This window comes from Candidatus Pelagibacter sp. Uisw_094, from assembly GCF_047729535.1.
Lineage (GTDB): Bacteria > Pseudomonadota > Alphaproteobacteria > Pelagibacterales > Pelagibacteraceae > Pelagibacter.
On the sequence record NZ_CP159823.1, the window covers coordinates 1 to 20,523 of the forward strand.

At 28.0% G+C, this 20,523-nt stretch carries 18 protein-coding genes, 1 tRNA gene and 2 pseudogenes; 10 read left to right on the forward strand and 11 right to left on the reverse strand.

Going from position 1 to position 20,523, the window contains the following annotated elements; all coding sequences use genetic code 11:
- Positions 1-100: 100 nt before the first annotated feature.
- Both dnaA and dnaN read left to right on the forward strand, forming a co-directional pair.
- Positions 101-1,510 (forward strand): chromosomal replication initiator protein DnaA, encoded by a 1,410-nt coding sequence (dnaA, locus tag ABXT72_RS00005; RefSeq protein WP_415278315.1) that lies wholly within the window; start codon positions 101-103, stop codon positions 1,508-1,510.
- Entirely contained in the window at positions 1,500-2,612 is a 1,113-nt protein-coding gene (gene dnaN, locus ABXT72_RS00010; protein ID WP_415278316.1) for a DNA polymerase III subunit beta, read from the forward strand. Before dnaA ends, dnaN begins: the two co-directional genes overlap by 11 nt.
- Here dnaN and ABXT72_RS00015 read toward each other — a convergent pair.
- The 3 genes from ABXT72_RS00015 to argH form a co-directional block, all read right to left on the reverse strand.
- Positions 2,609-3,310: a lysophospholipid acyltransferase family protein gene (locus tag ABXT72_RS00015; RefSeq protein ID WP_415278317.1), complete on the reverse strand. Its 702-nt coding sequence runs from the start codon at positions 3,308-3,310 to the stop codon at positions 2,609-2,611. The two genes, dnaN and ABXT72_RS00015, sit on opposite strands and share 4 nt — an antisense overlap.
- Before the next feature lie 12 nt (positions 3,311-3,322).
- Positions 3,323-4,537, reverse strand: a complete 1,215-nt coding sequence (gene lysA, locus ABXT72_RS00020) for a diaminopimelate decarboxylase (protein WP_415278318.1) — start codon at positions 4,535-4,537, stop codon at positions 3,323-3,325.
- 117 nt (positions 4,538-4,654) lie between these two features.
- Positions 4,655-6,043, reverse strand: a complete 1,389-nt coding sequence (gene argH, locus ABXT72_RS00025; protein ID WP_415278319.1) for an argininosuccinate lyase — start codon at positions 6,041-6,043, stop codon at positions 4,655-4,657.
- Positions 6,044-6,067: 24 nt separating this feature from the next.
- On the opposite strand from argH, the gene ABXT72_RS00030 reads away from it, so the two are divergent.
- Positions 6,068-6,583 (forward strand): TlpA family protein disulfide reductase, encoded by a 516-nt coding sequence (locus ABXT72_RS00030; RefSeq protein ID WP_415278320.1) that lies wholly within the window; start codon positions 6,068-6,070, stop codon positions 6,581-6,583.
- On the opposite strand, the gene ABXT72_RS00035 is transcribed toward ABXT72_RS00030, so the two are convergent.
- Positions 6,580-6,783: a twin transmembrane helix small protein gene (locus tag ABXT72_RS00035; protein WP_415278321.1), complete on the reverse strand. Its 204-nt coding sequence runs from the start codon at positions 6,781-6,783 to the stop codon at positions 6,580-6,582. The genes ABXT72_RS00030 and ABXT72_RS00035 overlap by 4 nt on opposite strands.
- Before the next feature lie 50 nt (positions 6,784-6,833).
- Here ABXT72_RS00035 and ABXT72_RS00040 point away from each other — a divergent pair, with 50 nt between their 5' ends.
- Together ABXT72_RS00040 and ABXT72_RS00045 are read left to right on the forward strand one after the other, a co-directional pair.
- A complete protein-coding gene (locus tag ABXT72_RS00040) occupies positions 6,834-7,490 on the forward strand; it encodes an alpha/beta hydrolase (protein WP_415278322.1) in 657 nt (218 codons plus the stop codon).
- Between the two features lie 51 nt (positions 7,491-7,541).
- Positions 7,542-8,108 (forward strand): HNH endonuclease, encoded by a 567-nt coding sequence (locus tag ABXT72_RS00045; RefSeq protein ID WP_415278323.1) that lies wholly within the window; start codon positions 7,542-7,544, stop codon positions 8,106-8,108.
- Here ABXT72_RS00045 and ABXT72_RS00050 read toward each other — a convergent pair whose 3' ends face one another.
- The 3 genes from ABXT72_RS00050 to ABXT72_RS00060 are packed head-to-tail and all read right to left on the reverse strand — an operon-like array spanning position 8,109 to position 9,708.
- The gene (locus ABXT72_RS00050) at positions 8,109-8,642 is read right to left on the reverse strand and encodes a demethoxyubiquinone hydroxylase family protein (RefSeq protein ID WP_415278324.1); all 534 of its coding nucleotides are present in this window, start codon (positions 8,640-8,642) and stop codon (positions 8,109-8,111) included. It abuts the gene before it with no gap.
- Positions 8,626-9,105, reverse strand: coding sequence for a disulfide bond formation protein B (locus ABXT72_RS00055; protein ID WP_415278325.1), 480 nt, complete (start codon positions 9,103-9,105; stop codon positions 8,626-8,628). Before ABXT72_RS00055 ends, ABXT72_RS00050 begins: the two co-directional genes overlap by 17 nt.
- A 6-nt stretch (positions 9,106-9,111) precedes the next feature.
- Entirely contained in the window at positions 9,112-9,708 is a 597-nt protein-coding gene (locus ABXT72_RS00060; RefSeq protein ID WP_415278326.1) for a YqaA family protein, read from the reverse strand.
- Between the two features lie 68 nt (positions 9,709-9,776).
- On the opposite strand from ABXT72_RS00060, the gene ABXT72_RS00065 reads away from it, so the two are divergent.
- Positions 9,777-9,861, forward strand: a tRNA-Leu gene (locus ABXT72_RS00065).
- Positions 9,862-9,868: 7 nt separating this feature from the next.
- On the forward strand, positions 9,869-11,575 hold the full coding sequence (locus ABXT72_RS00070; RefSeq protein ID WP_415278327.1) for an AMP-dependent synthetase/ligase: 1,707 nt from the start codon (positions 9,869-9,871) through the stop codon (positions 11,573-11,575).
- 355 nt (positions 11,576-11,930) lie between these two features.
- Here the strand turns inward: ABXT72_RS00070 and ABXT72_RS00075 are convergent.
- The 4 genes and pseudogenes from ABXT72_RS00075 to ABXT72_RS00090 form a co-directional block, all read right to left on the reverse strand.
- Positions 11,931-12,834: pseudogene (locus tag ABXT72_RS00075) on the reverse strand (CarD family transcriptional regulator).
- Positions 12,776-13,103: pseudogene (gene fdxA / locus ABXT72_RS00080) on the reverse strand (ferredoxin FdxA). Before fdxA ends, ABXT72_RS00075 begins: the two co-directional pseudogenes overlap by 59 nt.
- Positions 13,100-13,534: a TerB family tellurite resistance protein gene (locus tag ABXT72_RS00085; RefSeq protein WP_415278328.1), complete on the reverse strand. Its 435-nt coding sequence runs from the start codon at positions 13,532-13,534 to the stop codon at positions 13,100-13,102. The pseudogene fdxA and the gene ABXT72_RS00085 overlap by 4 nt, the downstream one beginning before the upstream one ends.
- Positions 13,534-16,014: a helicase-related protein gene (locus ABXT72_RS00090; protein WP_415278329.1), complete on the reverse strand. Its 2,481-nt coding sequence runs from the start codon at positions 16,012-16,014 to the stop codon at positions 13,534-13,536. The genes ABXT72_RS00085 and ABXT72_RS00090 overlap by 1 nt, the downstream gene beginning before the upstream one ends.
- Before the next feature lie 174 nt (positions 16,015-16,188).
- On the opposite strand from ABXT72_RS00090, the gene ABXT72_RS00095 reads away from it, so the two are divergent.
- The 3 genes from ABXT72_RS00095 (at position 16,189) to ABXT72_RS00105 (ending at position 20,454) form a co-directional block, all read left to right on the forward strand.
- Positions 16,189-18,150, forward strand: a complete 1,962-nt coding sequence (locus tag ABXT72_RS00095; protein ID WP_415278330.1) for an acetoacetate--CoA ligase — start codon at positions 16,189-16,191, stop codon at positions 18,148-18,150.
- Positions 18,151-19,377, forward strand: coding sequence for a pyridoxal phosphate-dependent aminotransferase (locus ABXT72_RS00100; RefSeq protein ID WP_415278331.1), 1,227 nt, complete (start codon positions 18,151-18,153; stop codon positions 19,375-19,377).
- A 72-nt stretch (positions 19,378-19,449) separates the two neighbouring features.
- Positions 19,450-20,454: a TAXI family TRAP transporter solute-binding subunit gene (locus ABXT72_RS00105; protein WP_415278332.1), complete on the forward strand. Its 1,005-nt coding sequence runs from the start codon at positions 19,450-19,452 to the stop codon at positions 20,452-20,454.
- The last annotated feature ends 69 nt before the right edge of the window (positions 20,455-20,523 follow it).

A 20,523-nucleotide genomic window follows, 5' to 3' on the forward strand; every position in this document is an offset into this window, starting at 1 on the left:
AATGATTCACCTACAGATTTTATTTATTTTTTAATATACAAACTTTTTTATTGTATAATTTCTATTTTACTTCTAACTAACTTTATTCCTACAAATTCTTATGTCGAATAACACAACACAAAATTTACAAAACGTATCTTCCGAAGCTCTAGATTGGGCTGTTGTTCAAAAAGATATGAAAAATAAACTAGGCAGCGATATATATGAAAGCTGGCTTAAAAAGATAGACTTTGTTGAAGAGATGAATAGTTATGTCTTACTTTCAGTTTCTACTAGATTCATCCGAGACTGGATTACTTCAAGATATTTAGATCAAATTTTGCAAATAGTAAAAACTTACAAAAAAGATTTAACAAGAATAGAGTTTAAGATTATTGAAAAAAATTCTGAAAATGAAATAGAAAATAATATTACTAAAAATGAAAATAATGAAAACGTATCTTTCATTAAAGATACATATTTGCAATACAACAGAATAGACCCAAATAAAAGATTTGATAATTTTATTACAGGAACAAGTAATAAACTAGCTTATGAAGCATCCATGAAAGTTTCAGAAAATATTTCTCATTACAATCCACTTTATATTTATGGGGGTGTTGGAATGGGAAAAACACATTTATTAAATTCAATTGGTCTTTCATTGAAAGAAAAAAACAAAGTTATGTTTATTTCTGCTGAGAGATTTATGTATCAGTTTGTAAAATCAATTAAATCTAATGATATGGTAAAATTTAAAGAGTACTTTAGAAATACTGACATATTATTAATAGACGATATTCAATTCATGAACGGTAAAGAAGCAATGCAAGAAGAGTTTTTTCATACCTTTAATGCATTATTAGATAAAGGGTCACAAGTGATCATCTCTGCTGACAGAGCTCCAAACAAATTATCAAGAATTCAAGACAGAATTAAATCAAGATTTGCTGGAGGTCTTGTTGTTGATATACAAAAACCAGACTATGAACTTAGAAGTAAAATTGTTAAACAAAAAACAGAGGAACTAAACATTTTTTACTCAAATCAAGTAAATATTTCAGAAGAAATACAAAAATTTATAAGCACAGAAATAACGACAAGTATTAGAGAGTTAGTAGGAGCAATTAATAGAGTTGTTTCCTTTTCAAGAATTTACAACAAAGTTCCAAATCTATCAGAAGTTAAAGTAGTTTTAAAAGATCTGTTAAATATTGGAGAAAACAAAGTAACAATAGATTTAATACAATCTACTGTATGTAAGTTCTTTAAAATTAGTAAAAGTGAGATGCTTTCTTCAAGAAGATCTAGATACCTTGTAAGACCAAGACAAACAGCAATATATTTAACAAAAATTTTAACATCTAAGTCATTGCCTGAGATTGGGAGAGAGTTTTCTAATAGAGACCACACAACAATCATTCACTCGGTTAAAACAATTGAAAAATTGAAGGAAAAAGATCCAGAAATGACAAACAATATCAATAATCTAAAAAATCAGATATTGTATAACAAAGAAAATGAAATTTAACGTTAATCAACAAGACCTGCAACAAGCACTTAATTATTGCCAAGGTGTAATTGAAAAAAGAAGCACACTTCCTATTTTGTCAAATGTTTTATTAAATGCTAGCAATTCAAATTTAACAATTACCGCGACTGATTTAGATTTAATATTTATTCATCAAATTAACAATGTTGAAGTTATAGAAGAAGGAAACACAACCACTACCTCATCTACCATCTATGATATCATAAGAAAATTTTCATCAGGGAAAAAAATTAATTTATCTTTGACGGATGTTAGTAAACTTCAAGTTGAGTCTGAAAAATCTGTTTTTAATCTAAATTGTATTAGTGCATCTGAGTTTCCGCTAACAGACGAAAACTTTAATCAAAATGAATTTTCTATAAAATCAAAACAATTGCTAAAATTATTAAATAAATGTAAATTTTCAGTTTCTAATGATGAAACTAGACATTACCTAAGTGGAATTTTTTTTCATCAAACACAAGTTGAAGATAAAAATTTTTTAACAGCAGCAGCTACAGATAGCCATAGAATGTCTATTTCAAAAATAAGATTAGACCAGCAAGTAGATTTTGAACCAATAATACTTCCAAAAAAAACAATTTTTCAATTATGTTCGTTGCTAGAAAGTTATGATGGTGATGTTAAAATTTCAAATATTAAATCTAAAATAAAATTTGAATTAAATAATAGTATACTGATATCTAAGTTAATTGATGGAAAATTTCCAAATTATATTCAGGTAATACCTAAGAATAATCAAAAGAAGTTAGAAATAGATTTAAAATTATTTTTAGATTCTGTTGATCGAGTTGCTTCAGTTTCATTAGATAAAAAAGATGGAGTTAAATTTAGTTTGTCGAAAGACGTTCTAAACCTATCAGTTAATAATACTAATAGTGGAGATGGAAAAGAGAGTTTAACTGTAAAGTTTGATCATGATCTAGAAATAAGTTTTAATTCTAGATATTTAATTGATGTAGCATCACAACTTGATGGCGATAAGATTGAAATTTTTTTCAATGACACAGGGTCTCCGGCACTAATTAAAGATCCAGGTGATTTTGATAGTATATTTGTTGTAATGCCCATGAAAGGCTAGCTCAAAGCATCAAGTTCAGAATAAATAGTATTTTCCAATTCCTTTATAAAAATTTCTTTGCTTAATCCGGGTTCAATAGGTTTTAAAATTGAAACTGTTAGAGTTGTGTTAACTTTTTTTTGACCATGTTTTGGCCAAGTATTCCCAGAATTAATTGCAATTGGCTGACATGAAATATTTAATTCTTCATAAATTCTACTAGATCCTTTTTTGAAAGGAGTTCTGTCCTCTGGAGATAGTCTTGTTCCCTGTGGAAAAATTATTAATGGTCTTTCTGATGAATTTACTTGTTTAGAAATATCATCAAAAAAATTCAAGTTTTCTTTGGAAATTTTGTTTCTTTTAATCGATATTGACCCTATTTTTTTCAAATACCAGCCAAATATAGGAATCATTAGTAATTCTTTTTTTAAAATAAAAACAGGAGAATTAAAGATAGTTTGTAAAAAAAAAGTTTCAAACATTGACTGGTGTGAAGCTGCTATAAAAAATTTTTTTCCATTAATTATATTCTCTTTGCCTTTAATAATTATCTTAGTCGATAAAAATATTTTTAAACATAAAGATGTCCAAAAGCCCATAATTTTTCCACCAAATAAAACAATTTTCTTTGGTAGTAAAATTGCCGGCAGGAAGATTAGGGAAATAAAAATTATTCCTGAGAAAAAAAATAATGAAAATAAAAAACTTCTTATCATATTAATCAAAAACTAAATCAAATCTTTTAGTTTTTGTCTTTTTTTAATAATATTAATCTTAGACCCTTTAATTATTAATTCTGGCGGTTTTGGTCTTAAGTTATAATTTGAGCTTAGTGACATTCCATAAGCCCCAACATCACACATTACCACAAGATCTTTCTCCTTTAATTTCTGAAAACCTTTTATAGTTGTAAATTTGTCAGTACTTTCACAAATTGGTCCAACAAATTCATAAGTTTTTTTTGAAATATTATTACTTTTTACTACAGGTATAGTTTGGTGATTTGCACCATATAATGCTGGCCTCATAAGATCATTCATTGCAGCATCTAATATGATAAAATCTTTTTTAATATTTTCTTTTATATAAATAACTTGAGAAATTAAAAATCCAATATTGCCAACTATAGATCGTCCAGGTTCAAATATTATTTTTGCTTTTTGACCCTTTAAAAATTTTTGTATAGCAATGTTATATTTTCGATAGTTTAGTTTTTTACTATTTTTTTCATAAGAAATGCCCATACCCCCACCTAGATCAATAAATTCAAAGGTATGACCACTTTTTTTTATTATTTTATTTACCACATTGAGCATTTTTTCGTATGGCTTGTGATCTAAAATTTGACTACCAATATGAACACTTAAGCATTTAAGATTAATATTTTTGGAATAATTTGTAAAATTTACTAATTCAAAAAAAGTTTTTTCATCTACACCAAATTTATTTTCTTTTTTCCCAGTTGAAATTTGTTTTAATGTCTTGGCATCTGTATTGGGATTAAGTCTAATGCCTATATTAACTATTCTTTTTTTTAATCTTGCAATTTTTTCAATTTCAATAATTTCACTTTTAGACTCAGCATTTATTAATAAAATTTTTTTATCAATTGCATAACTTATTTCAGTTGAGGTTTTACCCACCCCCGAAAAAACAATTTTTTTTGGTTCTATACCTGCTTTTAGAGCCATCATTAACTCACCCATTGAAACAACATCAGCACCTAACCCTAATTTTTTAATCTCTCTTATCAGACTTACATTAGTGTTAGATTTAACAGCAAAACAGATTAATGGAGAAAAAGAGCTAAATTTTTTTTTAAAATTTTTTATGTTTTCTGTTAGCTGTTTGTGTGAATAGCAATAAGTCGGTGTACCAAACTTTTTTGCTATTTTTTGAACATTAACTTTTTCAATTGTTAAGTTTTTATTTATATATTTCATCAATCTACTGACTTTGGAAAAACCATTTCATTCCCCTCATATTGGGGATCTCCTTTTTTTCCACATGAAAATAAGAAAGAACAAATTATAGAAATTAAAATTAACTTTTTTATCATTTTAAGCTTTTTTATATTTCATTATCATTTTTTTGATATTATCAAAAGACGTTCCACCGTAAGATTTTTTAGAGTTTACAGAGTTTTTCACATTAAATATCTTTAAAACCTCAATTGTAAGCCTTGGTTCAATTTTCTTTAGCTCATCAATATTTAATTCATTCAATTTTTTCTTTTTCTTTTCTGCATAATTCACAATAGAAGCAGTAGTTTGGTATGCTCTTCTAAATGGCATTGAGTGATTCTTAACAAGATAGTCAGCTAAGTCAGTAGCCGTAATATAGCCTGAGTTAGCAAGGTCTAGCATTTGTTGTTTATTAGGTTTTAGATTTTTTAAAACTTCATTAAGAATAGCAATACTATTATTAAGGATTTCATTAGACTTGAAGAGTATTTCTTTGTCATCTTGAAGATCTTTAAAATAAGATATGGGAAGTCCTTTAAGAATTGTCAGCATTGAAAATAAATTTCCATAAACCATTCCAGTTTTTCCTCTTAAGTATTCTAACAAATCAGGATTTTTCTTTTGTGGCATTATTGAAGAACCAGTCACAACTTTGTCTGAAAGTGTAATTAAGTTGAATCCATCAGAGTTCCAAATAATAAGTTCTTCAGCGATTCTTGAAATATGCATCGAACATACAGAAGCGCTGTATAAAAAATCTAAAACAAAATCTCTATCTGCAACAGTATCAATTGAATTATTAGTTGGTCTTTTAAATCCTAATTTTTTAGAAGTAAAATTTCTATCAATATTAAAAGAAGTACCTGTTAAGGCAGCAACACCCAGTGGACTCTCTGATAAACTTTCTAAATTATAGGTAAATCTTTTTTTGTCTCTATTAAACATTTCAACATAAGACATTAAATAATGAGCAAAAGACACTGCTTGTGCATTTTTTAAGTGAGTAAATCCAGGCATTATGGTTTCAATATTTTTTTCTGAAATTTTGAGAATGGTCTTAATAATATTGTCTAAATTCTTATTAATTTCTTTAGTTGCTGAAGTCGTCCACATTTTAAAATCAGTAATCACCTGATCATTTCTAGATCTAGCTGTGTGTACATATCCGGCCTCTTCCCCTATAATTTGAAATAATCTTTTTTCAATATTCATATGAATGTCTTCATATTTTCTATTATATTCAAATTTATTTTTTAAAATTTCTTTTTCAATTTTATTAAGCCCAAAAATTATTTTATTCTTAATTTTAAAAGAAATAATTTTTTGTCTAAATAACATCTCAACATGCACAATTGATCCTAAAATATCTTCTTGAAAAAGCTTTTTGTCAATATCTATTGAATTACCAACTTTTTGAAATAAGGTTGAGGCATCTTTTTTTATTCTCGATCCCCATATTGCCATATTGTTTTTATTTTTTACCATGATAATTAATTATACATATTTAGCATGAAATTATTATTAATATTTATCTACCTAATAACTAGCAACATTAGTTATGCTCTAGAAAAACCTAATATAAAAAATTTAGTTTTATCAAAAAATCCAAAAATATATGAGGAAGTGGTTTTTAAGGATTCAAACGATTACGATGTAAATTTAGATGATTTTAAGGGAAAATTGTTAATATTAAATTTTTGGGCTACTTGGTGTGCTCCCTGCAGAGAGGAGATGCCATCCCTAGATGGCTTACAATCAAATAGTAATTTTGATAATTTAAAAATTTTTCCTATTAATATTGGCCAGGAAAATTTCTCTAAATCAGATTCTTTTTTTAAAGAACTAGGCATTCAAAATCTAGAAATATATTTTGATGCACCAATTACTCTAGCTAAAAAATTTTCTTTAAGAGGGGTTCCCACAACTATTTTATTTAATAAAAAAGGTGAAGAGTTTGGACGTATTATGGGATCTATTGATTTTAATAACTTAGAGTTTATTAATTGGCTAAAACAATACAATTAATTTTTAAAAAAATAAGCAAAACAAACCAAAACAATTATGGCTACAAATTGAAAAAGTACTCTGTACTGCATTAATTTATTTGAATATTTTTTGCTAGTTTCACCACCCTTGAATAAGGTCCCTATACCTAAGATTAAGACAACTGCTACGACTATTAAAAGTACAATACCTAAAATTTTAACTAATGTTCCTGTTATCATTAAACTATTGTAGAATAGTTTTTAATAAAAAAAACATAATAAAAACATCTATGACACTTTGTCTATCAACTACAATTATTAAGCCAGAAAAAGATATACCAATTAATAATGCTATTATTTTACTCCATGGTTATGGTGGTGATGGAAAAGATGTAAGTATGTTGACCTTAAATTGGAAAAGATTTCTACCTAATACTATTTTTTTATGCCCAGATGGTCATGAAGAATGTAAAATTAATCCAGCAGGTTTTCAATGGTTTGATTTAACCAAAGATGATCCAAGTTATATTCTAGAAGAATCTAAAAAGGCAGAAATTAAACTTCAAAAATATATTGAAGAAGTTAAAAGTGAGTATAATCTTAGTAATTCTCAAATTTGTTTATCAGGATTTAGTCAAGGATGTATGATGTCTATTAATTTAGGTTTAATCAGCAATCAAAATTATAATTGTGTTGTTGGTTTTTCTGGTAAAATAATAAATCAAGATGATCTTAGAAAAAGAAAATCTTCTTCTACTAAAATGCTCTTGATACATGGAGATAAAGACGCAGTTGTGTCATCGACATTTTTATTAGAGGCAAAAGATTTTCTAATTAGAAATAATATTGAAGTTGAAACTAAAATGATAGAGAACTGTGAACATCATATTCCTGTTGAAGCCTCAAGTGTAGCTTTAAATTATATTAAAAATAATTTTCAAATATAATTAAATTCTATTTATTGATAAATTAATTTTTTTCAGTTAGAATTTTTTATAATGATTTTTAATGATCAAAATTTGTCTTTAGAGAAATGTCCTGCATTAGTCTTAAATGCAGATTATAGACCTTTAAGTTATTACCCATTGTCTTTATGGAACTGGCAAGATTCTATAAAATCTGTTTTTTTAGATAGAGTTACCATAGTCAGCAATTATGACAGAGTTATTAGAAGCCCATCATTTAATATGAGATTGCCAAGTGTTATTGCATTAAAAAGTTTTATAAAACCACAGTCCAACCCTAGTTTCACTAGATTTAACGTTTTTTTAAGAGATAAATTTTCCTGCCAATACTGTGGAAGTGATGAAGAACTTACTTTTGACCATCTACTTCCAAGATCTAAAGGAGGGCAAACCAATTGGGATAATGTTATAACCGCTTGTTCTTCATGCAATGTAAAAAAAGGTGGAAGGTTATTGAAAAATTTGGATATGAGCTTAAATCAGGAGCCATATCAACCATCTACAGAAGACCTACACAAAAATGGCAAAAATTTCCCACCGAATTTCTTACACAAGAGCTGGATGGATTATTTGTATTGGGATGTTGAGTTAGAAGCTTAATTATATTTTTTCAGAAATATTAATAGCAATTTTTGATCCAGTTTTAATTAATTTATCTAAAATAGAATACATTCCTTTTTTAGTTGCACCTTCTTTATAGGCTATATCTTTATGATGCAGTTCATCTTCTCTAAACTTAATTATTTTTTCTTTTAATTTTTTCTCATCATTTTCTAATGCATTAATTTGATTTAGGTAATGTTCATCAATTACTTCTTCTACCGAAGCAGTGCATAACATAGCAGCTTTCTTTCCTAAAATTGTTGAACCAAAACCAAGCCCAACACCAAGTAAATCCCACAAAGGTAAGAATTTTGTTGGTTTTATATTTCTTTTTTTAATTTCACTTTCAAAATACTCACAGTGCTCTTTTTCGTGGATTTTCATTTCTTCAATTTTCTTTTTTAAATTTTCATCTTTAACAAATGTATTTAGAGCCAGTAATTGACCTTCATAAATTTTTACTGCGCCTCGTTCACCTGCGTGGTCAACTCGAATAAATTCTTTTACTTTTTCTTTATTTGTTTTTTTCATAAGTTAAGAAAAGTTTTATAGTTATAGTTGCAATTATTAAAGAGGTAAAAATATTAATTGTGGCAAGAGATAATCCCAAAATTTTAAAAGTTGCATCTTTACAGCTAACTGTGACTTCTTTTAGCTGATTTAGGAGTGCTTCTTTAGTCAAATCAGTATTGTTAGAATTTAAATCACAAACTAAAGATTCTTTTATGAAACCTTGCTCTATCCCAAAATGATAAAAGGATATAATGGATGCTATAATGAATGTAATACTTAAAATTATTAAAAAAAATCCTTCAAACTTTTGAATAAAAATGAAAAGCAAAATTATAACTATTGAAACGACATAAGGTATTCTTTCAATTAAACAAAGATTACAAGGTTGGTGACCCAAAATATATTCAATAAAATAGGCTGCTGAGAGAGCAAAAATACTAAATAATAATATAAAATGAAGTGTAGTTTTTTGGTGAATCATGTTTGGTTATTTAATTATAAAATATATTAGTGCAAAAATTAATACAATTATAATACCCAAAATAGTAAACCATTTTGCAGCATCAGTTTTCATAAATTTGCTAAAAATATCACCAAATCTATATGATAGGTATGAGACAATAAAAAATCTTAACCCTCTAGAAAATAGACAAATAATGAAAAATATAGGCAAATTAAAACCAATCATGCCACTAGTTATTGTGAACACCTTAAAGGGCAAAGGTGTAAATCCAGCAAGAAATAAAGTAGCAAGCCACACATAAAGACCACTTCCTTCAGATAAGCTATTTTTAAGATTAATTACCTTTTCTTCATAATTATAAAACTCTACTACAACCATTCCAAGATCAAAAAAATAAGATCCAATGAAATACCCAAGGATACCTCCAAGTGAAGAAAATAAAGTAGCAATTAAAAAAATTTTTAAATAATCATTTTTTTTTGCAATAACCATTGGAGCAATCATAACGTCAGGTGGAATTGGAAAAAAAGAACTTTCAGTAAAAGATAAAATTGCAAGATAAGTATTTGATCTCTTATGAGCAGCAAGTTTTAAAGTTTTTTGATATAATTCATTAAGCATTTTTTTGTTTTTAATATAAATTATGTTCTTATACTATTTAATTTTATAGTTATAATAAGGAAAACAAAGGGCGAGTGGCGGAACTGGTAGACGCGCACGACTCAAAATCGTGTTTCGCAAGAAGTGAGAGTTCGATTCTCTCTTCGCCCACCAATATATTATGGAAATAAACAAAGTTAATAATTTATTAGAACTATTTTATAATCAATACCAAACACAAGACAAAACAAGTGTGTTTTTACAGTCCTTGAAAGAAGTTGAAAACAAATATTCTTGGGAGGATGTGTATTCGAACATCATTAAACTTTCTGAAGAAATATCAAAATATATAAAAAAAGGTGATAGATGCTTGTTAATATCAGAAAATAGACCTGAATGGTTGATATCAGATTTATCCATTATGCTTTCAGGAGGTATAACGGTTCCAGCCTACACAACTTACACAGAAAGAGACTACGAGTATATAATTGATGATTGCTCGCCGACTGTTTTAATTATTTCTGATAAAACACAGTATTTAAAAGTAAAAAATATAATATCTAAAAAAGAATTTATAAAAAAAATAATTTTCTTTGATGTAATTGAGGGGTTTAATAAAGAACTCCATGTAAATATTAAAGAAATCTTTGCAAATAAAAACTTTAGTTTGTTAAATTTTTCTGAAGTAAAAATTCAAAGAAAAGATGTTGCTTGTATAATTTATACATCTGGTACCCAGGGAAATCCAAAAGGAGTTATATTAAGCCATGGTGGAATTTTAAATAATTGTGAAGGAGCACTTGGTTTATTAAAAGAGTTTGTTTCAAAAAAACCTAAATTTTTGACATGGTTACCTCTTTCCCATTCATACGAGCATACAGTTCAATTTGTCCAAATAGTTGTGGGGGCACAGGTATTCTATGCTGAGAGTATAGAAAAACTTATAATAAATATGGGGAATTGTTCTCCAGAGATAATGACGGCTGTTCCTAGATTTTATCAAAATTTACATCAAAAAATAAATACCAACTTTAGTAAAGCAACAGGAATAAAAAAATTCTTAATTAATCAAACTATTAAACTTGGAACTAAAAAATTAAATAAGGAACAATTTTCATTAATAGAAAACTTAATAAATTTTGTTTGTGATCTTTTGGTAAGAAAAAAAATTAAAGAACAATTTGGTGGAAATTTAAAGGCATTTATTTCTGGAGGAGGAGCGCTAGATAAGGAAGTAGGTTGTTTTTTAAATGCAATTGGTCTTCCAACACTACAGGGGTATGGATTAACTGAAACATCTCCTGTGGTAAGCTGTAATTCTATTAATGAAATTAGAGTAGAAACTGTGGGCAAACCCTTCAGAGGAAATTTAGTTAAAATTGCAAATGATGGGGAGATTTTGGTTAAAGGAGAAAATGTTATGTTAGGCTATTGGAATAATGAAGAAGAAACAAATAAAGTTTTAAACAATGGATGGTTATCTACAGGCGATATAGGAGAGTTTGATGGTGAGTTTTTAAAAATAACAGATAGAAAAAAAGATATAATTATAACTCCAGGTGGAGATAATATTTCTCCAATTAAAATAGAGAGTGATTTAAATAAATCTAATTACATAGAACAAAGTTTAGTTTATGGTGATAATAAACCTTACTTAGTCTGTCTAATTGTTTTAAGTCCAGAATATATAAATATTAAGAATGAAGAAATTCAAAAAGAATTAGAAAAAATAAATAAAAATTTAAATAAAATAGAAAAAATAAAAAATTTTATTGTAATTAAAAATCAATTTACAATTGAAAACAATATGATGACTCCTACTTTAAAATTAAAAAGATATAAAATTATAAAAACTTATCAAAATGAGCTAGAAAAACTTTTTAATTAATTTTTATAAAAATCATTATTAGTCGCATAAACGCTAATGTTTTTTACATAATAAAAAAATTAAAAAAACTTTTTATTAAAAAATAAATTTGAAATTTACTAATTAATTAATGAATTGACATCACTTGTATAAAAAAATAAAAATAAGTTAACAACGAATCACTTTGATTCGTTTAACTTAAACAGGGAGCTAAAGATGGCTACAAAGAAAAAAGCTAAAAAAGCTAAAAAGAAAACTAAGAAAAAAGCTAAAAAAGCTAAAAAAGCGAAGAAAAGAAAAAGATAGTATCTTAGACTTTTCAAAAAACGCTTCTCATAACGTTATGTATGAGAGGCGTTTTTTTTTACCCTAATTTTTAATCCTCAGTATCGCTAATTGGATTTGGATCTGAATCAGTATCAGGTTCTGCAGCAGGTTCTTTAATCTTCGTTGGTGCAGCTATAGCTTTTGCTTGGCTTTCTAAGTTTCTCTTTAATGCTTTATCTAATTTCTTCTGCGTATCTTCTAATGATACACCTATCACTATTTGAAATTCTGATAAAATTCTTTCATATGCTTTTTCAAACAATTGTCTCTCACTGTATGATTGATCAACCATTAAGTCGTCACCTTTATTTAAATCTCTAACAACTTCTGCAAGCTCATAGATTTTGCCTGAAGAAATCTTTGCTTCATATTCCTGTGCTCTTCTACTCCACATGGACCTTTTAATTTTTGGCTTACTTTTTAATATAGATATACATTTATTGACCTGATTTATTGTTGCAAGAGGTCTAAGATGAGATTGCTTATTTACAGGGACCATACCATTGGCTTTGTCTTTTTCAAACTTAAGAACATAAGTCTCAACATCAATTCCACCAATATTAATTTTTTTAAACTCTGTAATTTGGCCAACACCATGCTTTGGGTAAACAACGTAATCTTTAACTTTATATTCTCTTTTTTCTGTGTCTTGTTTTTTAATCTTTTTAATCTCAGGCTTAACTTCATTACTTTTTGAAATTCTTAAATTATCAGTTTTTATATCTACTTTTGTTGGAGCAGTTTTTTTTGAGACTGTTTTTAAATTTTTTTTAATTTTAGTTATAGCTGCTTTTGTTGCTTTAGTTTTTTTAACAACTTTAGCTTTAGGAGCTGTAGACTTTTTAACTACCTTTACATTAGTTTTTTTTTTTTACTTTTTTCTCAGGAGTTTTTTTAAAGATTTTCGCTAAAATATTTGTTGTACTTGTTTTCTTCATTTTTATACTTTTCATGATCCTCAGGTGGATCTTTTTTCTCAGTTATATTTGGCCAAATTTCACTATACTTTGTATTTATTTCAAGCCATTTTTCGCTTCCAGAACACAGTGTCCGCTACAATTGCGTCTACTGGGCATTCTGGCTCACAAACGCCACAATCTATACACTCCTCTGGTTTAATTACAAGCATATTGTTGCCTTCATAAAAGCAATCAACAGGACAGACTTCGACGCAGTCCATTAATTTACATTTAATGCATTTATCATTTACCAGGTATGTCATTTAGATAATTCTTTTTTTACTTTTTCTTTTAAATCACCCATAGTCTTTGCATCTATATATAATAAACCAGCTAGTCTCCTCATCAAGTTTGTCTCATACATATCTGCGTTATCATCTGAATAAATAATTTTCCATAGAGACTCAACAATTCTAATTTTATCTGATTCAGGAGCATTTTTGACCTCTCTTGTAAAACTTAGTATTTGGTTAGAATTTTCTTCAATAACTGACGCATCTGCAATTAATTTATCTATATTTGAAATTGTTGCACCCAATTCAATTAAAGTTTTTTTAATAATCTCTTTTTCTTTATCTTCATAATTTTCGTCAATTTTTGCTACATGAATTAATAAAGCAGCAATATTAGAATAAGATTTATCATTATTCACTGTATCTTTCTCTTTTTCTTTATTTTTAAAAAAGCTTATCATTAATTAAAATTAAAATTTTTTAATACTTTAAATGGATTGTTTATAGAGACTGTTTTTTTAAAAGGCTTTTTAATTTGTTTTTGTGGACTGTACCTAAAATAAATATCCTTGTCTCTTTCGACTGTTTTGTAATTCATTTTCTCAATTAATTTTTTAAAATTTTCTTTACTACATCCTAATAAATTAAGCATTTCAGGAACTAGTTTAATCTCTTTACCTTTTTCAGGGTCAGAGTTAATAATTTGTACAAATAACCTTTCCAGAATATCTATTCTAACATAATAATTATCAAAATTTTCAAAGCCACAAAGAAGCATAAAATGTTTATCTTTTATATTTTTATCATCCAAAAAATTTAAGCCAAAAGTAGGAGGAGTTAAATTCAAGTTTTTTTGATTAAAGTTTTTCCACAATAAGGTTCTTAAGGAAACAGCTTCAGGCTTTAGTAATCTAAATAAAAAAACATGGTATCTTCCAAATTTAACACCCAAATCTCTTAAAATTTTTCTCTCATCTTGACCAAGTTTCTTTAAGTATTCAGCTACTGCTTCTCTTTTAATAACACCATTATTTTCATATAATTGGTAAGCCAATGCTTTAATGGAAGAGTTACTTTCTCTTAAATTTTTTAAGTCAATCAGACTTTTTAATACGAGCTTTATTTTTTCTTTAATCCAATTTCCAATAAACTCTGATAATTTTTGTTTGTCATCATTTTCTAGAATATCATCTACTATTAAAAATATATCAGGGTTTAAATAGTCTTTACCAGCTATTAATTTAGCAATTGGAAAATTTTTCCAATAAATTTTAAAATCATCTTTTATTTCTATCAATCCTGTATCAATAATAGATTGAATTCTTTTTTGCAGTTCTGGCCCAACAGTTTGTCTTGCTGCTTTTTTTAATGACTTAATATCAGTTTCAAGCGCACCAGCTTTTAAATCTATCTCAAATCTTAAGCCTTTCAAATCACCAATAAACTGCTCATCAATTATTACTTTATTATCTTCCATTATCTCAGTTTTAAATTCTATATCCTGTTTTAATCCCCTTGCAAGCACACTTGCTCTTTTATCAATAAAAGTTTTAGTAAGCTCATCATGTAATCTGTCAGATAATCTGTCTTCTAATAGTTTAGTTTTCTCTATCCAATAACTTTGACTTTCAACCCAATTAATTTTATTTGAAACATATGACCAAGTTCTAACATTTGCAATTCTATTTGATAAAGAATCAACATTTCCTTCTAATTTATCCAACTTTATTAACTGTAATCTCATATAATCATTAGTAATTTTGCCATCTTTACCATTTAAAAAACTAAAAACCTTACTAACCACTTCAAGATGGTTGCCATAAGTTTTTTTTACAAAATCTGGAATTTGACAACATTCCCAAAGCAATTCCAATGTTTCTTGGGTATTTTTAATGTTGTGACCATCCATATCTTTTAAAAAATATTTTAAAAGTTTTTCATCTCCACACTCGTGTATTTTTCTTAACCAATCTCTATTAGGCTTTTCTTCAAGTGATTTAATTAAACTTAAAGCGTTATTAAAATTTAAATTAGAATTTCTCCAAAAAAGCATCTTAATTTCTTCAAATTTGTGATTTTCGAGTAGCTCAACCTCCTCTGCAGAAATCTCTTTACAGTCACCAGTAATTCCAAAATTTCCATCATTTAAATATCTGCCAGCTCTTCCAGCAATTTGTCCAATTTCAGACATGTTAAGACGCCTTAACTTTCTTCCATCAAATTTTTTTAAATTTGAAAAAAAAACATTTTCTAAATCCATATTAATTCCCATTCCAATTGCATCAGTTGCAACAAGAAAATCAACATCACCAGACTGATATAATTGAACTTGAGCATTTCTCGTTTTAGGGCTTAATGACCCCATAACAATAGCTGCTCCACCTTTTTGTCTTCTAACAAGTTCTGCAATTGCATAAACTTCTTCAGTTGAAAAAGCTATTATTGCTGTCTTCCTATTTATTCTTGAAATTTTTTTATGACCTACATATGAAAGTTGAGAAAGTCTTTCTCTGTTTATAAATTCAGTATCCTCATCTAGTTTATTCACTATACTTTTAATAGTGCTTGAACCCATAAGCATTGTTAGTTTTTCTCCACGAAGATTTAATAATCTATCAGTAAAAATATGACCTCTTTCATGATCTGCACACATTTGTATTTCGTCTATCCCAACAAAATCTAAATGTTTATTAATTGGCATAGACTCAACTGTACAAAGAAAATATTTTGCATTTGCAGGGATGATTTTTTCTTCACCAGTAATTAAAGCAACTTTATCTATGCTTATTTTTTCAATAATTTTGTCATACACTTCACGTGCAAGCAGTCTTAGAGGAAAGCCAATCATACCCGAATCAAAAGAAAGCATAGTTTCAATTGCCAAGTAAGTTTTACCAGTATTTGTTGGACCGAGAACAGCTGTGATTTTATTTTTAGACATTTCTATTGATGGTACCTCTAATATTTTCTCCACCACATATTGTTACTCATAAAGAACAAAAATAGACTAAAACATGACCGAATCGTAAGGATAAAAGTTCTCATTTGCTCTTTATACACTAATTAATTTAACATAATCAAAAACAATTCTGTATTAGTATTTTATAGCAAAGTTATGAATAAAAAATTGTGGGAAGCGTCGCCTGGTCAGAAAAAAAAATCTCTTTTATCGAGCTATGAGCAATTCATTTCAAAAAAATTCAAAAAAAGATTTAATCAAAAATATGACAATATTTTAAAATGGAGCATTGAAAACCCAGGTAATTTTTGGAGTTCAATTTGGGATTTTTCTGAAATTAAAGGATTTAAGAGTAAAATTAAAATAAAAAAATCAAAAATATTTTATAAAAATAAATTTTTACCAAATTCAAAATTAAACTTTGCTGAAAATTTACTCTCGAAAAACAATAAGAATAAAGCAATAACATTCATTAGTGAGAATGGTTTTCGAGAAGAAAGAAGCTGGTACGAACTAAACATTAATGTAAGTAAAATATCTAAATTTTTAAAAAGTATTAAAATTAAAAAAAAAGATAGGGTTGCAGCATATATGCCCAATACTATTGAGACTATTGAGGCATTTATAGCCTCCTCTTCTTTAGGAGCAATATGGTCCTCATGCTCACCAGATTTTGGTGTTAAAGGTGTAGTAGAACGTTTTTCACAAATCAGCCCTAAAGTTTTATTTGTAGTAGATAAGTATTTTTATAATGGAAAAATAATAAATATTTTAGAAAGAGTTCCTCTAATTTTAAAAGAGATACCTTCTATTGAATATGTTGTCATTGTTAATTACCCAGGAGAAAAATATTTAGAAAATAAATATACATCTAAAAAATCAAAAGTACTTAAATGGAGTGAGTTAATGAAACAAGAATCTGAAGAGATTCAATTTCCTAAATTTGATTTTGAGCAAGATCTTGCAATCTTATATTCAAGTGGAACCACAGGAAAACCAAAATGTATATGTCATAGGAGTGGAGGAGTTTTGCTTCAACATAAAAAAGAGCATCAGCTCCATTGTGATATCAGAGAAGGTGATAATGTTTTTTATTTTACTACTTGTGGATGGATGATGTGGAACTGGCTGGTAAGTGTCTTAGCTTCCAAGGCATCTATCGTTTTATTTGATGGATCACCAATGTATAAAAAAGATGATTTACTATTAAAAATAGCTGAGAAAGAAAAAATTACTTTATTTGGTATTAGTGCAAAATATGTTGATGCTCTTCGTAAATCTAAGCCCACTTTCAAATATAAGTATAGATTATCAAAATTAAGAACAATTTGTTCTACTGGATCCCCATTATCAAATGATGGGTTTAAATTTGTGTACGAGAACATAAAAAAAAATGTTCATTTATCCTCTATATCTGGAGGCACCGATATTGTTTCTTGTTTTGTCCTGGGAAATTTATACCAGCCGGTAATTCTAGGCGAAATACAAAATAAAGGTTTAGGTATGAATGTTGATGTTTTTAATGAAAAGGGTGAATCTTTAAAAAATAAAAAAGGAGAGCTAGTTTGTAAGAGCTCTTTCCCATCAATGCCTTTGAAGTTCTGGAATGATAAAAATGATATTAAATTTAAAAAAGCATATTTTAATAATTTTTTAAACACATGGTATCACGGTGATTATGCGGAAATAAAGAAAGGTGGGGGCTTTATTATCCACGGTAGATCAGATACAACACTTAACCCTGGAGGAGTGAGACTCGGAACTGCTGAAATATACTCTGAGGTAGAAAAATTTATAGAAATCAAAGAGTCCATTGTTATTGGTCAAGCATGGGATAATGACGTCAGAATTATTTTATTTATAGTTTTAAACCCCAAACACGTGTTGAACGAAGATTTATTAAAAAAAATTAGAATACAAATTAGAAAAAATGCATCTCCAAGACATGTTCCATCTAAAATTATAGTAGTTGGAGACATTCCAAGAACTAAAAATGGAAAAATAGTTGAACTAGCTGTAAAAAATACAATAGAAGGAAATGAAATTAAAAATAAAGAAGCGCTAGCAAATCCAAGAGTTTTAGATCAATATAAAAATTTAAAGGAATTAAATTATTAAATGTTAAAAAATATAGTTAAAGGTCTAGAACCATCCTCTACTTTAAAAATTAATGAAATCTCTAGAAAGCTAGAAGATAAAGGTGAAAAAATATTTAAATTTGGATTTGGCCAATCTCCATTCCAAATACCAACTGATATTGTTGATGCATTAAAGGATAATGCCCATCAAAATAAATATTTACCAATGCAAGGTCTTAATGAGCTTAGGGATGCTGTTGCAAAATATACGTCAGTTAAAAAAGATTATAATTACAAACCTGAAAATGTAATTATAGGTCCTGGCTCAAAAGAATTGATGTTTTTACTACACATTTTATTTGATGGAGAAATAATATTGCCAGCACCAAGTTGGGTTTCTTATGCCCCACAAGCAATTCTTGGAAGAAATAAAATTCAATCAATTCAAACAAAAAGAGAAAATAATTGGTTTCCTACTGGATCTGAAATTGAAGAAGTTATTTTAAGGGATAAAAATAAAAACTATCTATTGTTTTTGAATTCACCAAATAATCCATCAGGGCAGATTTGTAAAAATCTAGAAGAAATTAGTGAGATTGCTAAAAAATATAATCTTATTATTTTATCAGATGAAATTTATTCTGAGTTGAGTTTTGATGAAGAGTTCAAATCTATTTCAAGTTTTTGTCCTGAAAAAACTATTATAAGCACAGGTTTAAGTAAATGGTGTGGTGCAGGTGGGTGGAGATTGGGTTATTTTGTAGTTCCAGACTCTTTAGATATTTTAAAAAATTCAATTAATGTTTTAGCTAGTGAAACTTTTTCTGCTGTCAGTGCGCCAATTCAATATGCTGCAATTACTGCTTATACAAGTGATCATAGCAAATATATTGATAGTTCTAAAAATATTCTTAAAGCAGTTGGTAATTATGTTTATGAAAATCTAAAATCAAACAAGGTTTTAATTAACAAGCCCCAAGGTGGATTTTATCTTATGCCAGAATTTTTAAATAAAAAATTTAATACATCATCAGAAATGTGTGATAATATTTTAAAGGAAACAGGTGTAGCGTTATTACCAGGATCAGATTTTGGTTTTGATAAAAATCAAATGTTAGCAAGACTAAGTTTTACAGACTTTGATGGTCAAGAGTTTATGAGGCAAACTCAAAACGGACAAGCAATTGATAAGAACTTAATTTTAAAACTTGCACCTAAGATTGTTGAGGGTGTTGATAACTTAAAAAAATGGTCAACATCAACATAACTACCAGCTATACATACTCACTTAATTACTGTTAAATTTAATTAATAAAAATAACGATATAGAGGAGAGAACATGAAAAAAATAATAACATCTCTATCAAGTGCTCTACTAATTTTTGTTGCATCTTTATCTTTTACTGGTGTTGCAAAATCTGCAGAGTTCTTCACGATAGGAACAGGCGGACCAACTGGAGTATATTTCCAAACTGGTAACGCAATTTGCAAAATGTTGCACAAATCAGCAATTGCTAAAGAACACGGAAGAAAAAAAGGTATAGATAAAGCTTACAGATGTACTGCGCCTTCAACTGGTGGATCGAATTATAATATTGGTCAAATCGCAGCTGGTGAATTTCAATTTGGTGTAGCTCAGTCTGACTGGCAATATCATGCTGTAAATGGATCAAGCAAATGGGAAGGTAAACAGTACAGTGATTTAAGAGCTGTATTCTCAGTACACAATGAACCTTTTCAAATTTGGGCAAGAAAAAAAGCAAAAGTAAAAGATTTTGCTGGGCTTAAAGGAAAAGTTGTAAACATTGGTAACGCTGGTTCAGGTCAAAGAGGAACTATGGAAGTACTTATGGATGCAAAAGGAGTTAGTAATAGCTTCTTTAAATCAACTACTGAATTAACTTCATCTGAACAAGTAAAAGCATTATGTGATGGTAAGATTGATGCTTTTGGTTACTCGGTAGGATTTCCAAATGGAGCTATGGAGAATGCTGCTTCTTGTGGAGCAAAAGCTTTACCCATCAACTTAACAGGTCCTGAAGTTCAAGGACTAATTGATGGTGCTGCTTATTATGCAAGTGCCGTAATACCTGCTGGCACTTATACGGGACAGAAAAAAGACGTAACTACTTTTGGTGTTAAAGCTACTGTAGTAACTTCGGCTAATGTTTCTGATGAACTTGTATACCTAGTTGTTAAAGCTGTGATGGAGAATTTTGATGATTTCAAAAAACAACACCCTGCTTTTGCTTCTTTAAAAAAAGAAGATATGATAGCTGCTGGTTTGTCAGCTCCATTACACCCTGGTGCAATTAAATATTATAAAGAAGCTGGATTAATGTAATCCAACTCCTTAATTAAATTAAAAGGCCTGATATATTTATTGGGCCTTTTTTTTGTTATAGAGTATCAT

Excerpts from the sequence above, each read along its gene's own strand:
- dnaA (WP_415278315.1), top strand. The coding sequence starts at position 101 with ATGTCGAATAACACAACACAAAATTTACAAAACGTATCTTCCGAAGCT.
- dnaN (WP_415278316.1), top strand. The coding sequence starts at position 1,500 with ATGAAATTTAACGTTAATCAACAAGACCTGCAACAAGCACTTAATTAT.
- ABXT72_RS00015 (WP_415278317.1), bottom strand. The coding sequence starts at position 3,310 with ATGATAAGAAGTTTTTTATTTTCATTATTTTTTTTCTCAGGAATAATT.
- lysA (WP_415278318.1), bottom strand. The coding sequence starts at position 4,537 with ATGAAATATATAAATAAAAACTTAACAATTGAAAAAGTTAATGTTCAA.
- argH (WP_415278319.1), bottom strand. The coding sequence starts at position 6,043 with ATGGTAAAAAATAAAAACAATATGGCAATATGGGGATCGAGAATAAAA.
- ABXT72_RS00030 (WP_415278320.1), top strand. The coding sequence starts at position 6,068 with ATGAAATTATTATTAATATTTATCTACCTAATAACTAGCAACATTAGT.
- ABXT72_RS00035 (WP_415278321.1), bottom strand. The coding sequence starts at position 6,783 with ATGATAACAGGAACATTAGTTAAAATTTTAGGTATTGTACTTTTAATA.
- ABXT72_RS00040 (WP_415278322.1), top strand. The coding sequence starts at position 6,834 with ATGACACTTTGTCTATCAACTACAATTATTAAGCCAGAAAAAGATATA.
- ABXT72_RS00045 (WP_415278323.1), top strand. The coding sequence starts at position 7,542 with ATGATTTTTAATGATCAAAATTTGTCTTTAGAGAAATGTCCTGCATTA.
- ABXT72_RS00050 (WP_415278324.1), bottom strand. The coding sequence starts at position 8,642 with ATGAAAAAAACAAATAAAGAAAAAGTAAAAGAATTTATTCGAGTTGAC.
- ABXT72_RS00055 (WP_415278325.1), bottom strand. The coding sequence starts at position 9,105 with ATGATTCACCAAAAAACTACACTTCATTTTATATTATTATTTAGTATT.
- ABXT72_RS00060 (WP_415278326.1), bottom strand. The coding sequence starts at position 9,708 with ATGCTTAATGAATTATATCAAAAAACTTTAAAACTTGCTGCTCATAAG.
- ABXT72_RS00070 (WP_415278327.1), top strand. The coding sequence starts at position 9,869 with ATGGAAATAAACAAAGTTAATAATTTATTAGAACTATTTTATAATCAA.
- ABXT72_RS00085 (WP_415278328.1), bottom strand. The coding sequence starts at position 13,534 with ATGATAAGCTTTTTTAAAAATAAAGAAAAAGAGAAAGATACAGTGAAT.
- ABXT72_RS00090 (WP_415278329.1), bottom strand. The coding sequence starts at position 16,014 with ATGTCTAAAAATAAAATCACAGCTGTTCTCGGTCCAACAAATACTGGT.
- ABXT72_RS00095 (WP_415278330.1), top strand. The coding sequence starts at position 16,189 with ATGAATAAAAAATTGTGGGAAGCGTCGCCTGGTCAGAAAAAAAAATCT.
- ABXT72_RS00100 (WP_415278331.1), top strand. The coding sequence starts at position 18,151 with ATGTTAAAAAATATAGTTAAAGGTCTAGAACCATCCTCTACTTTAAAA.
- ABXT72_RS00105 (WP_415278332.1), top strand. The coding sequence starts at position 19,450 with ATGAAAAAAATAATAACATCTCTATCAAGTGCTCTACTAATTTTTGTT.